The following is a 14,484-nucleotide window of genomic DNA, read 5'->3' on the forward strand; positions in this document are numbered from 1 at the left end:
TACATTCAAAACCTTGCTTACATTTATTAATCTTTACTATCTCATTGATACTCTTTTTCCTTCTCATTTAGCTGATTAAAAAAAAAGCAAACAGTTGTTTAATTTTTCATTTCACTCTTTTTTAAACAATGTACGGAACATTAACCCAATCAATGATTTGCTGATAGTCATAATCATTAGTAAAAATTTAGATATTAGTCAAAATCACTGTGAAAATTTTATAAATAATATGGCTAAATGATTTTATAAATTCCAATGCTTGACATCTTTATTGGTATTAGGTATCAATAAATAAAGATTATTGAGAACTTATCTAAGGGTGTTTCATGTTAAACGCAATTTTACTATCAAGCCTACTACTACTCGCAACTTTTATGCGCGGTCGGCTTATGGGTAAAAAATGAAACACACCTACCCTTAAAGAGAAAACCCGCGCTAGTCGCGGGTTTTTTTATACCTGGGAGAGCGCAAACAGCAAATAAAAAGAGAAAGGAACAGATTATGAGCAACAACGTGATTATTTTTGATACCACATTGAGAGATGGCGAACAGGCATTGCAAGCAAGCTTAAGCGTAAAAGAAAAATTACAAATTGCTTATGCCTTAGAGCGTTTAGGTGTGGATATCATTGAAGCGGGCTTTCCTGTTTCTTCTCCAGGTGATTTTGAATCAGTGCAAACTATTGCACGTGAGATCAAAAATAGCCGTATTTGTGCATTAGCTCGCTGCGTTGATAACGATATTGATGTTGCAGCAGAGTCTTTAAAAGTCGCAGAAGCTTTTCGTATCCACGTATTCTTGGCGACCTCGGCATTACATGCTGAACATAAATTGAAGAAATCGTTCGAAGATATTATTGAAATGGGTGTGAATTCCATAAAACGTGCTCGCCGTTATACCGATGATGTGGAGTTTTCTTGTGAAGATGCCGGTCGTACTCATATTGATAATTTATGTCGGATCGTAGAAAGCGCCATTAATGCTGGGGCAACCACAATTAATATTCCTGATACTGTAGGTTATACAACACCTTATCAATTCGGTGGCATTATCACCAACTTATTTGAGCGAGTACCTAATATTGATAAAGCAGTTATCTCTGTCCATTGTCATGATGATTTAGGCATGGCTGTTGCTAATTCGATTACTGCAGTACAAGCAGGTGCAAGACAAGTTGAAGGTACTATTAATGGGTTAGGTGAACGCGCAGGTAACTGTGCATTAGAAGAAGTTATCATGGCAATAAAAGTCCGTGAACAAATGATGAATGTTCAAACACGCATTAATCACAAAGAAATTTATCGTACCAGTCAATTAGTCAGCCAATTATGTAATACACCTATTCATGCTAATAAATCGGTTGTCGGCTCCAATGCATTCGCCCATTCATCAGGTATTCACCAAGATGGCGTACTGAAAAACCGTGAAACCTACGAAATCATGACACCTGAATCAATTGGATTAAAAGAAGTGCAATTAAACTTAACTTCTCGTTCTGGCCGAGCTGCAGTCAAACATCGTATGGAAGAAATGGGATATCGAGAAAAAGATTATAACTTAGATAATTTATATGCAGCCTTCTTACGTTTAGCAGATAAAAAAGGCCAAGTCTTTGATTATGATTTAGAGGCATTAGCATTTATTGGTCAGCAACAACAAGAGCCAGATGAATTTGTTATGAACTATTTTAATACTCAATCTGGTTCATCAACTGTTGCCACCGCAAGTGTCAGCATTACACATGGTGATAAAGAAATTACTGAAGCAGCAACCGGTAATGGCCCCGTAGATGCAGTATATCAAGCAATATCCCGTGCAACGGGTTACCCATTAAAGTTAGTAACTTACCAATTAACAGCCAAAGGTGAAGGTAGAGATGCTTTAGGACAAGTTGATATTGTCGTTGAGTATCAAGGCCGTAAATTTCACGGAATGGGGTTAGAAACAGACATAGTTGGTTCATCCGCCAATGCCATGATCCACGTTATCAATAGTATTTGGCGCTCAGAGCAAGTCGAAATAGAAAAACGCAAACAACATACAACACAAGAAGCGGTTTAATTATGTCAAAAAATTATCATATTGCAGTATTACCCGGAGATGGTATTGGTCCTGAAGTTATGGCTCAAGCACACAAAGTGATGGATGCCATAAGTGAGCGTTTCTCACTCAATATCACTACAAAAGAATATGATATCGGTGGTATTGCCATCGATAATCATGGCACACCATTACCAGCAAATACCTTAGCAGGTTGCGAGCAAGCCGATGCTATTTTATTTGGTTCTGTCGGTGGCCCTAAGTGGGAGCATTTACCCGCTAATGAACAACCTGAACGTGGTGCGTTACTGCCTTTACGCAAACATTTTAAATTGTTCTGCAATTTACGCCCTGCTCGCCTATATGAAGGTTTAGAAGCTTATTGTCCATTACGTGCTGATATTGCACAGCGTGGCTTTGATATTTTGTGTGTACGTGAATTAACAGGCGGTATCTATTTTGGTCAACCTAAAGGCCGTGAAGGCGAAGGTGCTCAAGAACGCGCTTTTGATACTGAAGTTTATCATCGTTACGAAATCGAGCGTATTGCCCGTTTTGCATTTGAATCAGCGCGTAAACGTCGCCATAAAGTAACGTCTATTGATAAAGCGAACGTTTTACAAAGCTCTATTTTATGGCGTGAAGTCGTAACTGGTATTGCCAAAGAATACCCAGATGTTGAAATTCAGCATATGTATATCGATAACGCCACAATGCAGTTAATTAAAGATCCATCTCAGTTTGATGTATTACTGTGCTCCAATATTTTTGGCGATATTTTATCTGATGAATGCGCCATGATCACTGGTTCAATGGGGATGTTACCATCCGCAAGCGTTAATGAAGAACGCTTTGGCTTATATGAGCCAGCTGGTGGTTCAGCACCAGATATTGCAGGTAAAAATATCGCTAACCCGATTGCACAAATTTTGTCGGCTGCATTATTACTGCGTTACAGCTTTAATGAAGACAAAGCGGCCCAAGCCATTGAAGATGCTATCACTCAAGTATTAGCAGAAGGCTATCGTACCGCAGACTTAGCGGGAGATGGTAACGCAATTACAACGACAGAAATGGGTGATCGTATCACTCAATATATTCGTGAAGGGGCATAACATGGGTAAAACATTATATCAAAAAATCTACGATGCACATGTTGTCAGAGAAGTGAGTGATGAAACACCGATTTTATATATCGATCGCCATTTAGTGCACGAAGTGACATCACCTCAAGCCTTTGATGGATTAAGAACAAAAGGTCGTCCTGTTCGTCAACCCAATAAAACCTTTGCAACGATGGATCACAACGTATCAACACAGACTAAAGATATTAATGCTTGTGGTGATATGGCGAGAATTCAAATGCAAGAGTTGATGAAAAACTGCCAAGAATTTGGCGTTACGCTGTATGACTTAAACCATCCATATCAAGGGATTGTTCACGTAATGGGGCCAGAACAAGGCTTAACCTTGCCCGGAATGACGATTGTTTGTGGTGATTCACATACAGCAACTCATGGTGCTTTTGGCTCATTAGCTTTTGGGATCGGCACATCTGAGGTTGAACACGTTTTAGCAACTCAGACGTTAAAACAATCACGAGCTAAAACATTAAAAATTGAAGTTCAAGGCAAGACTGCCATTGGGATCACCGCAAAAGATATCGTATTAGCGATTATTGGCAAATTAGGTAGTGCTGGTGGTACTGGTTATATCGTCGAATTTGCAGGTGAAGCTATTGAAGCCTTAAGCATGGAAGGTCGAATGACTTTATGCAATATGGCAATTGAAATGGGTGCTAAAGCAGGTTTAGTGGCGCCTGATGACACCACTTTTGCTTATTTAAAAGGTCGTCAATTTGCCCCTAAAGGCCAATCATGGGATGAGGCTGTTGCTTATTGGAGAACCTTAAAGTCTGATGATGATGCCACTTTCGATGCCACTGTCACGATTAATGCTGCTGACATTGCACCACAAGTTACATGGGGTACCAACCCAGGGCAAGTTATTGCTATTGATCAAATCGTACCGTTATTAGATAGCTTTAATGATCCTGTTGAACGCGCTTCTGCTGAAAAAGCCTTGGCATATATGGGATTAAGTGAAGGCGTTAATTTAACAGATATCGCTATTGATAAAGTCTTTATTGGCTCTTGTACAAACTCACGCATTGAAGATTTACGTGCTGCAGCTGAAATCGCAAAAGGCCATAAAGTTGCATCCCATGTTCAAGCTATTGTTGTTCCGGGATCTGGGCCGGTTAAAGCACAAGCTGAAGCCGAAGGTTTAGATAAAATCTTTATTGAAGCAGGTTTTGAATGGCGTTTACCGGGTTGTTCGATGTGTTTAGCTATGAATAACGATCGATTAAATCCAGGCGAACGTTGTGCATCCACCAGCAACCGTAACTTTGAAGGACGTCAAGGCCGTGGAGGCCGAACACATTTAGTCAGTCCTGCAATGGCAGCAGCTGCGGCAATTAATGGCCATTTTGCAGATATCCGTACATTTGCAGTGGCATCCTAAAGGAGAACATGATGAATAAATTTACTCAACATACGGGTATTGCGGTTCCTTTAGATGCAGCAAACGTTGATACCGATGCCATTATTCCTAAGCAATTTTTACAAAAAGTCACTCGTACTGGCTTTGGTAAGCATCTGTTTCATGATTGGCGATTCTTAGATGATGAAGGTACTCAGCCTAATCCAGCTTTTATTTTGAATCAGCCTATTTACCAAGGCGCTTCTATTTTATTAGCACGAGAAAACTTTGGGTGTGGATCATCTCGTGAACATGCTCCTTGGGCATTAACAGATTATGGTTTTCACGCCGTTATCGCCCCTAGTTTTGCTGATATTTTTTACGGCAATTCATTTAATAACCAACTGTTGCCAATCAAATTAAGTGACAATGAAGTTTCACAATTATTTGATTGGGTGAAACAACACACAGGTACCCCTATTACTGTCGATTTGGTGGCACAAGAAGTCAGAGCCGGTGAATTATGTTTCTCTTTTGAAATCGATTCATTTCGCCGTCATTGCATGATTGAAGGATTAGACAGTATTGGATTAACGCTACAACACCAAGATGACATTAGTGCTTACGAGGCAAAACAACCTGCCTTTATGCGCTAATAAAGACAATTTCTTACCTTCTTCTACTTTCTGTGATGTTTACTTTGTCATTCTTGCCGTAAATTCGTTTACGGTTTTTTTTTATCTCAATAAATAGCCAATAAAAAAGCCAGTGATCAATTATCACTGGCCGGCAATCACCGAATGCTCAAATGGGGGAGTCTGTCAGTATTCATAATTTGTGATAACTAACATGAGAGCTAACTTTAAACACAAACATTATCGGTCTAATATAAGGAAATTAAAATTGATCACTTTATTAAGGGATTTCCTCTTTTATGACTACACCCCGCTTAGAGTTACAATTTATTCGCCTATGGCAAGCCTTTCAGGGAAAAACATCTGAAACTACCTTACAAGAATTAGCACAAACGCTACATTGTACGCGCCGTCATGTCCGTTCTTTATTAAATAAAATGCAAGAAATAGGCTGGATAAATTGGCAAGCAGAAGTAGGTAGAGGCAAAAAGTCCACATTGAGTTTTCAATCTAATGCGCAGGAAATTCAACAAAATCGAGCTGAGCGATTAATAAAAGAGAACGATATTGAAAAGCTTGTTGCACTAATGGGTGACAAAGACTCTGTGCGCCAAATGGTGCTCTCTCAAATTGAAAAAAGTTTTCATCCTGGTCAACAGTTGCTTCGTATTATTTACTATCGTCCTTTTAGAAATTTATTGCCAGGAACGCCTTTAAGGCGATCTGAATTACATTTAATGAGTCAAATATTTAATTCTCTGGTGTATTTAAAAGAGGAAAATGGGGAAGTTGAAGCAGAATTAGCTCACCATTGGCAAATGATCACAGAGCAACATTGGCGATTTTATTTACGCCCTTCTATCTACTTTCATCATGGTCGCGAGCTTACTTTTGAAGATATCAGCACTTCCTTAATGCGTATGAAGCACTGTAATCCACTTTATGCACATATAGAACGTATTTCCTCACCTCAACCTTATGTGCTTGATATTTTCTTAAACGAAGCGGATAAACAATTTGCTACATTATTAGGGAGCCCTCAAGCCGTTATTTTGCCACAAGAATGGGCATCACTCTCAGACTTTGCACAGCACCCAATAGGAACAGGTGCTTATCAAATCATGGCTAATGATCAGCATAAACTGCAAATCAAAGCCTTTAGTCGCTATTTTGGGTTACGAGCATTATTAGATGAAATTGATATATGGGTTGTACCTGAACTGAATAAAAAAATGGTCTGTTCAACCATTCATTTAACAGATGATGATACAAACAAAGATTCACTGGAAAGTCGTAAAGAGGAAGGATGTTATTTTTTACTTTACGATAGTCGCTCAGCACAATGTCAGCAAATAGAAATAAGAGAGTGGTTAAGCAGTGTATTAACTCCAGTTAATATGCTGACACATTGCGATCCTTTCTATCAACGCCATTGGTCTCCTGCTTATGGTTTACTACTTCATTGGCATCACAGTAAATTAATACGTCAACATCCCAAACCTGCATCATTAACCAAACTGACTGTCACACTCTATAAAGAGCATCATGAATACAGCACTATCGCTGAACTCATCAAAAATATTTTATCTCAGTATGGTATTGAGCTCACCATTCAAGTTCTTGATTACGAACAATGGTATTACGGCCAGGCAGAAAGTGATATCTGGTTAGCAACGGTAAATTTCTATAAACCTTTAGAATTTTCTATTTTCGCTACTCTTTATGAATTACCTCTTTTTCATCACTGTTTAGGGCGTTCATTTACACACGAGCTCTCTTTATGGCATCAAAAAAAGCTACCACTAGAAGAGTGGTGTCGTCAGTTAACACACAATATTTGGCTTTATCCTTTATTCCACCATTTACTTGAGTTACAAGGACAAAGAACCATACGTGGTGTCAAAATGAATACTTTTGGTTGGTTTGATTTCAAATCAGCATGGTTCACACCCGATATTGAGCCACAGTAACCAGAATAAGAGATAACGAACTTTTTCATCGTCATGATTGTGACGATTTAAGTTAATTCACAGAAAACTTGAAAGTTATAAACACCCACATAAATGCTTAGGGGATTTATTCACTTTTTCTGTGGATATCTATGTGAAAAAGAGTGAGATAATCAGGGTATAGTTTTTATATCATAAAAAAGACTGTTGATATAAATTTTAAAATATCACTTATAATTCAAATTAGTAGCTAGTTTTTAATGCCTATTTCAGCGATTAGATAAAACAATTAAAAGACTCACCGCCTTAAATCGTACAAAAAACAATCACAGGATGTTTTATCCACAGGTTATGCCGATTAGTTAGACAAAATAGGATAATTTTGAGGAATATCTGCAAAAGTCAAGGCTGTAAATCAGAACAGTGATCTCACTTTCTGTGAGTTATCCCATAAAGCTGTGGATAACCTAGTGTAAAAGCCTGTTTATGATTTCAGGATAACCGTGCACAACTTGATATTATAAATTTCAATTGAAGGATTAACTCAAAAAAATGATGATATATCATGCTATTATGATTTAAATAAAATAAAGTGAAATACATTATCAACAACCTTTTTTTTCTGTCTATTTTTTAAACAAGAAGATGATAACTATGTTTACGCCACCTGTAGCACCTGAAAATGAGCAAGTTTTATTTGAGCGGGCAAAAGCCCTAGCAGGTTATACATTTGGTGAACTTGCTGCTTTTGCACAATTGCCTATTCCTGCCAACCTAAAAAGAGATAAAGGCTGGGTAGGAATGTTGTTAGAATATTATTTAGGTGCAAGTGCAGGCAGTAAACCCGAACAAGATTTCAGTGAATTGGGTATTGAACTTAAAACAATCCCGATTGACAGACTAGGTATGCCTTTAGAAACCACCTTTGTCTGTGTTGCTGCATTAACAGGTAATAGTGGTATTACATGGGAAAACAGCCATGTAAAACGTAAGCTCTCTAGAGTCTTATGGGTTCCTGTTGAAGGTGAAAGGGAAATACCATTAGCACAACGTCGTGTCGCTTCTCCGTTACTTTGGAGCCCTAATAGTCTGGAAGAAGAACTCTTACGCCATGATTGGGAAGAGTTAATGGATATGATTGTGCTGGGTAAAGTAGAAAGTATTACTGCACGCCACGGACAAGTGTTACAAATCCGTCCAAAAGCCGCAAACAGTAAAGCATTAACAGAAGCTATTGGTGAAGATGGAAAACGTATTATGACCTTACCCAGAGGCTTCTATTTGAAAAAGAATTTTACCGCCCCGCTGCTGGCACGGTATTTTCAGCTTTGATTTCGTTATAAATCGCTCGCAATAAATAACCCTGTGTCATTCTTTTAAATCACACAGGGTATTGATAAATAACTTTTTATTTTATTGATTAACGATAAACAATACCGCCATCAGTTAAAATTGCTTGGCCTGTAATATAGTCAGAATCATCACTTGATAAGAAAACAACGAGGGCAGCAACATCATCAGGGGTTTGAGCACGACCCAATGCAATACCTTCAACATATTTCTTATAGGTTTCGCCTTTTGGTGCTCCAGTTATCTCAGCAAATCGCTCATCAATTTCAACCCACATATCTGTGCCTACAATACCTGGGCAGTAAGCATTTACAGTAATACCAGCACTAGCATACTCTTTTGCTGCGGCTTGTGTCAGCGCACGTACAGCAAACTTAGTTGCGGAATAAACACCTAACATTGCAAAGCCATCGTGTCCTGCAATAGAAGAAGCATTAATAATTTTACCTTTATGACCTAATGCTTTAAATTTCTCTGATGCTGCTTGGATCCCCCACATGGTGCCATTTACGTTAATTTTGAAGATCCTATCCATATCTTCAGGTGTTACGTCAGCCAGAGGCTTAACTTGGGCAATACCTGCGTTATTGATCATCACATCAAAGCCACCTAATGCCTTTTCAGCATGTTCAACAGCAGCAAAAACTTCATCACGATGACTAATATCTGCAGCAAAAATTGTTGTTTTACGTCCGAGAGCTTCAATTTCTTTTGCAACATCCGCTAACTTATCTGCTTTCAAGTCAACCAGAGCAATATCAGCACCTTCTTTTGCTAAACGCAATGCAATGCCACGGCCAATTCCCTGAGCAGCGCCTGTAACTAAAATTACTTTACCATTCAAAGCCATTGTCTTTCTCCTGAATATTTACAGATGAAAAAGCTCTTCTAAAAAAGAACTTTGTTAATAGATTAACAGTAGCAATTAAACAGGCGGGTGACAAAATAACGATCATTCGCTAGTAAACTCAATAATAGCGATCAAACACTCTGTAAATAATTATCATTTAGAATAAGTGCTCGATAAATGATAAAATAAGCACTAAAAAGAGCAGAAAAGGCATTTGAGAAGTAAGTTTATTTATTAGCAAAAAATGCTTAACTTATTCATAGATAGAAGAAAAATAGAAATAGAAATAGAAAAAGCGATACCTACAAGATATCGCTTTATCTTTATTTTCTGGGGTTAACAGAAATTATTTTTTTGTTGCTTGCAGATATAACATATCAAGTGCAATTGTAGCTCCAGCAAGTGCTGTAATATCAGATTGATCATAAGCTGGAGAGACTTCAACTAAATCCATACCGACGATATTTAACGGTTGTAATGCACGTAAGATCTTCAGTGCTTTATCGGTTGTTAAGCCACCGACGACTGGTGTTCCTGTTCCAGGTGCAAATGCAGGATCAAGACAATCAATATCAAAAGTCAGGTAAACAGGTAAATCACCCACGATTCCTTTGATCTGATCGACAAGATCAGTCACACCACGATCGTTAACTTGTGCAGCATCTAACACGGTAAAGCCGTTATCACTGTCATGCTCGGTACGAATACCAATTTGAACAGAATGATTAGGATCGATTAATCCTTCATTAGGTGCATGGAAGAACATGGTACCGTGATCAAATTTACTGCCATTACCATAAGTATCTGTATGCGCATCAAAATGGACTAATGCCATTTTGCCAAAATGTTTAGCATGAGCACGTAGTAAAGGTAATGTGACAAAGTGGTCACCACCAAAGGTTAAACATTTTTTACCTGCGGCTAATAGCTTCTCTGTATGAGCTTGTAGTTTATCGCTCATATCTTGTGCATCACCGAAATTAAAAACTAAGTCACCACAATCGACAACGTTTAAGCGCTCACGCATATCAAAATCCCAAGGCCAGCGGTTTCCTTCCCACGCTAAATTGGTTGAGATTTGGCGGATAGCGCCTGGTCCATGACGAGTCCCCGCACGACCCGATGTTGCCATATCGAAAGGTACACCCGTAATAACCCAATCCGCATCACTACTATAAGGCTGAAAATTCAGTGGAAAACGTAAAAAACCAAATGCATTAGAGATCAATGAATTATCAGTCTCATTACCTAACGTACTATTTTTCATGCTATTACCTCTGTCACTTATTTTAAATAAGTAACATACAAATCAATATGATAGATAAAGAGTGATGTTTAATAACATCACTCCTGCATTGGAAAATTAAGAATTACTCTTCTTCTTCCAGATACGTATAACCGTATAAGCCACTTTCAAATTCAGTCAGGAATTGTTCTTGCAACGCTTCATCTAACTGTGCATTTTTTACTTGGGTACGGAAACGATCTAACAACACCGTTGGATTTAACTTAACGTACTGAAGCATATCGGCAACGGTATCGCCCTCTTCGCTTTGGACGTAAGTAAGATTACCTTTTTCATCAAGATAAACGTCAACAGCAGCAGTATCACCAAATAAATTATGCATATTGCCTAAAATTTCCTGATAAGCCCCAACCATAAAGAAGCCAATCATAGGCGGGTATTCAGGATCATAAGCTGGCATAGGCATCGTTGTTTCAACGCCATCACCATCAACATAATGGTCAATAATACCATCTGAGTCACACGTAATATCGAGTAGTACCGCACGACGATCCAGTGGTTTATCTAACCCTTCAATCGGTAATACAGGAAATAATTGATCAATACCCCATGCATCAGGCAAAGATTGGAATAATGAGAAGTTAACATAGAACTTATCTGACATACGTTCTTGTAACTCATCGATAATCGGGCGATGAGCACGATTACTTGGATCTAAATCATATTGGATACGACGACAGATATTTAAATATAACTCTTCTGCCCATGCACGCTCTGTCAGGCTTAACATGCCATGAACATATTGAGTATGCACATCATGCAAGTCTAATTGGCTATCATGCAACCATTCACGTAATGAACGACTATGCCCTTTGGTTTGCATCTCTTCCCATGTTTCCCAAAGGCTAGCGATTGGTCTCGCTGCATCTTCCTCCGGTGGCGTAATCGCGGTAAATTCATTACGCTCAACACCAATGACATTAGAAATCAATACGGTATGATGTGCAGTTAACGCACGGCCTGATTCGGTAATTACGGTTGGATGTGGTAAATCATTTTCATCACACGCATCACCAATTGCCCAAATAACATTATTTGCATATTCATTAAGGCCATAGTTAACCGAGCAATCAGATTGTGAACGAGTGCCTTCATAGTCCACACCTAGCCCGCCACCCACATCAAAATATTGAATATTCACGCCTAATTTGTGCAACTCAACATAGAAACGAGCAGACTCACGAACACCGGTTGCGATATCACGGATATTCGCCATCTGAGAGCCTAAATGGAAATGCAGTAATTGCAGACTCTCTAAGCGATCAGCTTGACGTAACATATCAATTAATTGCAGAACTTGTGTCGCAGCTAAACCAAATTTTGATTTTTCACCACCACTTGCCTGCCATTTGCCTGATCCTTGAGAAGCAAGACGAGCGCGAACGCCTAAACGAGGAATAACCTCTAAACGTTCAGCTTCTTCAAGTACCATTTTTATCTCAGACATTTTCTCAATCACTAAGAAAACTTTATGCCCAAGCTTTTCGCCTGTGAGTGCTAAGCGAATATACTCACGATCTTTATAACCATTACACACAATCACAGAGCTTGTCATATTGGCATGAGCAAGCACGGCCATTAATTCAGCTTTAGAACCAGCTTCTAAACCTAAAGGCTCTCCTGCATTGACTAATGACTCAATAACACGGCGTTGTTGGTTAACTTTGATTGGGTAAACTAAAAAATAGTCACCTTTATAACCATAAGATTCACGCGCACGATGAAACGCCGCATTAATCGAACGTAAGCGATGCTGTAGAATTTGAGGAAAACAAAAAAGTGCAGGTAAGCGCAGATGTGATTGCTCTTCTTGAACCCGTTTAACCAATTCAGTTAAATCAAAAGTGGCATCAGGAACATCAGGATTAGGGCAAACGCTAATATTTCCCCGATTGTTCGCTAAATAGTAACCGCCACCCCAATATGCAATATTATAGGTCTGCTGCATCTTACGAGCGATGTTATCATTCATGACATTCTCCTTAGGGAGTATGAGTTTATACCTTGCCTGTCACTATAGTAGTCAATAATTTATTGAAAATCTGAAACGACTGATAAATAACAGTTAGAAGTAATGACTCACTATATATTTTTATATGATTATCCAGCTATTCGCCGGACATAATAGTAGAAAGTTCTTGAGTTAACCTATAACGAGTTAACACAATCACCTATTGGCAAGTAACAGACAACTTCGCTCTAAAGATAAAGAGCTCAGAGAGGAAATCACTCTAGATATACTACGTGTATAGTATTGACGAGTGCTGTTTTGGTTTTTGAAAAGACTAACCTGTAGACAATGGATCATTACCCATTCACTCCACACATGGCTTAAACCTATAAGCCATTTCCCTAACAGAGAAACAGAATTAGAAATTCTGCGGTTTACACTGTGTTCAGATTTCACAGTAACCGCGAGTTTATACCTGTAGTTAACATAAAATGCAAAAGCAAAATGCACAAAAACCTTTTTTTTCTTATTTTCGATCTTTTATCATCAGAAAATAGCACACAATAAAAAACAAGATTAACTGTTTGATTCTATTTTATCCCTATATTTGATTAAAAAAAGCTGGAATTAAAGAGAGAAGAGTCATAAAATAGACGTCTAGATGTTAAAACATCCATCCTTAAACCGTTTGTATTAAGGTAACGAGATATAATGACTACACACCTATTTACTTCTGAATCAGTCTCAGAAGGTCATCCAGATAAAATTGCAGATCAAATTTCTGATGCTGTTCTGGATGCAATTTTAGAACAAGATCCAAAAGCACGCGTTGCCTGCGAAACTTACGTTAAGACAGGCATGGTTATGGTAGGCGGAGAAATTACCACCAAAGCTTGGGTCGATATCGAAGAAATTACACGTAATACCGTTCGTGAAATCGGTTATACCAGTTCCGATATGGGCTTTGATGCTAATTCCTGCGCAGTTATCAGTGCGATTGGTAAACAATCACCAGATATCAACCAAGGTGTTGACCGAGCTGATCCTTTAGAACAAGGTGCTGGTGACCAAGGTTTAATGTTTGGTTATGCAACAAATGAAACTGACGTATTAATGCCAGCACCAATTACTTATGCTCACCGCTTAGTTCAGCGTCAAGCACAAGTACGTAAAAGTGGCACTTTACCTTGGTTACGCCCTGATGCGAAAAGCCAAGTTACCCTCCAATACGACAACAATAAAGTTGTTGGTATTGATGCGGTTGTATTATCAACTCAGCATTCTGAAGATATTTCACAAAAAGACCTGCATGAAGCGGTGATGGAAGAGATCATTAAACCTGTTCTGCCAGCAGAATGGTTAAATGAGCAAACTAAATACTTCATCAACCCAACGGGTCGTTTTGTTATCGGTGGCCCAATGGGTGACTGTGGTTTAACAGGTCGTAAAATCATTGTCGATACTTACGGCGGTATGGCCCGTCACGGTGGTGGTGCTTTCTCTGGTAAAGATCCATCGAAAGTAGACCGTTCAGCAGCTTATGCAGCACGTTACGTTGCTAAAAATATCGTTGCTGCTGGTTTAGCAGATCGTTGTGAAATTCAAGTTTCTTATGCAATCGGTGTGGCAGAGCCAACATCAATTATGGTAGAAACATTTGGTACTGAAAAAGTCCCAACAGCACAACTTATTCTGTTAGTACGTGAATTCTTTGATTTACGTCCTTATGGATTAATTCAAATGCTAGATTTACTGCACCCAATCTACCAAAAAACAGCGGCTTATGGCCATTTTGGTCGCCCTGAATTCCCTTGGGAAGCAACAGATAAAGCAGAAATCTTACGTGAAGCTGCGGGTTTAAAATAATCCTCTGCTATTAACATCACGCTATTGACTATTTGATAAAACCACATCTTTTG

The 14,484-nt window shown here is 38.7% G+C and carries 10 protein-coding genes; 7 read left to right on the plus strand and 3 right to left on the minus strand.

Features of this window, described 5'->3' with window-relative positions; genetic code table 11:
- Nucleotides 1-501 precede the first annotated feature (501 nt).
- From leuA to mutH, 6 genes are all read left to right on the plus strand, one after another.
- On the plus strand, nucleotides 502-2,061 hold the full coding sequence (gene leuA / locus GWI68_RS15790) for a 2-isopropylmalate synthase (RefSeq protein ID WP_166540893.1): 1,560 nt from the start codon (nucleotides 502-504) through the stop codon (nucleotides 2,059-2,061).
- Nucleotides 2,062-2,063: 2 nt separating this feature from the next.
- Nucleotides 2,064-3,155: a 3-isopropylmalate dehydrogenase gene (gene leuB / locus GWI68_RS15795; RefSeq protein ID WP_109407475.1), complete on the plus strand. Its 1,092-nt coding sequence runs from the start codon at nucleotides 2,064-2,066 to the stop codon at nucleotides 3,153-3,155.
- A gap of 1 nt (nucleotide 3,156) precedes the next feature.
- Nucleotides 3,157-4,566: a 3-isopropylmalate dehydratase large subunit gene (gene leuC / locus GWI68_RS15800; RefSeq protein WP_109407476.1), complete on the plus strand. Its 1,410-nt coding sequence runs from the start codon at nucleotides 3,157-3,159 to the stop codon at nucleotides 4,564-4,566.
- A gap of 8 nt (nucleotides 4,567-4,574) precedes the next feature.
- Nucleotides 4,575-5,180, plus strand: a complete 606-nt coding sequence (leuD, locus tag GWI68_RS15805) for a 3-isopropylmalate dehydratase small subunit (protein ID WP_166540894.1) — start codon at nucleotides 4,575-4,577, stop codon at nucleotides 5,178-5,180.
- A gap of 278 nt (nucleotides 5,181-5,458) precedes the next feature.
- Complete coding sequence (gene sgrR / locus GWI68_RS15810) at nucleotides 5,459-7,129, plus strand: HTH-type transcriptional regulator SgrR (RefSeq protein ID WP_166540895.1); 1,671 nt, start codon at nucleotides 5,459-5,461, stop codon at nucleotides 7,127-7,129.
- Between the two features lie 633 nt (nucleotides 7,130-7,762).
- Nucleotides 7,763-8,440: a DNA mismatch repair endonuclease MutH gene (mutH, locus tag GWI68_RS15815; RefSeq protein WP_166540896.1), complete on the plus strand. Its 678-nt coding sequence runs from the start codon at nucleotides 7,763-7,765 to the stop codon at nucleotides 8,438-8,440.
- 88 nt (nucleotides 8,441-8,528) lie between these two features.
- Here mutH and GWI68_RS15820 read toward each other — a convergent pair whose 3' ends face one another.
- The 3 genes from GWI68_RS15820 to speA all read right to left on the minus strand — a co-directional run bounded on the left by GWI68_RS15820 (nucleotide 8,529) and on the right by speA (nucleotide 12,586).
- The gene (locus tag GWI68_RS15820; protein WP_166540897.1) at nucleotides 8,529-9,308 is read right to left on the minus strand and encodes an acetoin reductase; all 780 of its coding nucleotides are present in this window, start codon (nucleotides 9,306-9,308) and stop codon (nucleotides 8,529-8,531) included.
- 346 nt (nucleotides 9,309-9,654) lie between these two features.
- A complete protein-coding gene (speB, locus tag GWI68_RS15825; RefSeq protein ID WP_166540898.1) occupies nucleotides 9,655-10,575 on the minus strand; it encodes an agmatinase in 921 nt (306 codons plus the stop codon).
- Nucleotides 10,576-10,678: 103 nt separating this feature from the next.
- Complete coding sequence (speA, locus tag GWI68_RS15830; protein WP_109407481.1) at nucleotides 10,679-12,586, minus strand: biosynthetic arginine decarboxylase; 1,908 nt, start codon at nucleotides 12,584-12,586, stop codon at nucleotides 10,679-10,681.
- Nucleotides 12,587-13,276: 690 nt separating this feature from the next.
- Between speA and metK the strand changes: the two genes are divergently transcribed.
- A complete protein-coding gene (gene metK, locus GWI68_RS15835; protein ID WP_109407482.1) occupies nucleotides 13,277-14,431 on the plus strand; it encodes a methionine adenosyltransferase in 1,155 nt (384 codons plus the stop codon).
- Nucleotides 14,432-14,484: the final 53 nt, after the last annotated feature.

Origin of the sequence: Proteus sp. G2669 (assembly GCF_009915245.1) — a bacterium.
Classification (GTDB): Bacteria; Pseudomonadota; Gammaproteobacteria; order Enterobacterales; family Enterobacteriaceae; genus Proteus.

Bases quoted from the DNA above. Each gene is read 5' to 3' on its own strand.
- leuA (WP_166540893.1), top strand. From the start codon at position 502: ATGAGCAACAACGTGATTATTTTTGATACCACATTGAGAGATGGCGAA.
- leuB (WP_109407475.1), top strand. From the start codon at position 2,064: ATGTCAAAAAATTATCATATTGCAGTATTACCCGGAGATGGTATTGGT.
- leuC (WP_109407476.1), top strand. From the start codon at position 3,157: ATGGGTAAAACATTATATCAAAAAATCTACGATGCACATGTTGTCAGA.
- leuD (WP_166540894.1), top strand. From the start codon at position 4,575: ATGATGAATAAATTTACTCAACATACGGGTATTGCGGTTCCTTTAGAT.
- sgrR (WP_166540895.1), top strand. From the start codon at position 5,459: ATGACTACACCCCGCTTAGAGTTACAATTTATTCGCCTATGGCAAGCC.
- mutH (WP_166540896.1), top strand. From the start codon at position 7,763: ATGTTTACGCCACCTGTAGCACCTGAAAATGAGCAAGTTTTATTTGAG.
- GWI68_RS15820 (WP_166540897.1), bottom strand. From the start codon at position 9,308: ATGGCTTTGAATGGTAAAGTAATTTTAGTTACAGGCGCTGCTCAGGGA.
- speB (WP_166540898.1), bottom strand. From the start codon at position 10,575: ATGAAAAATAGTACGTTAGGTAATGAGACTGATAATTCATTGATCTCT.
- speA (WP_109407481.1), bottom strand. From the start codon at position 12,586: ATGAATGATAACATCGCTCGTAAGATGCAGCAGACCTATAATATTGCA.
- metK (WP_109407482.1), top strand. From the start codon at position 13,277: ATGACTACACACCTATTTACTTCTGAATCAGTCTCAGAAGGTCATCCA.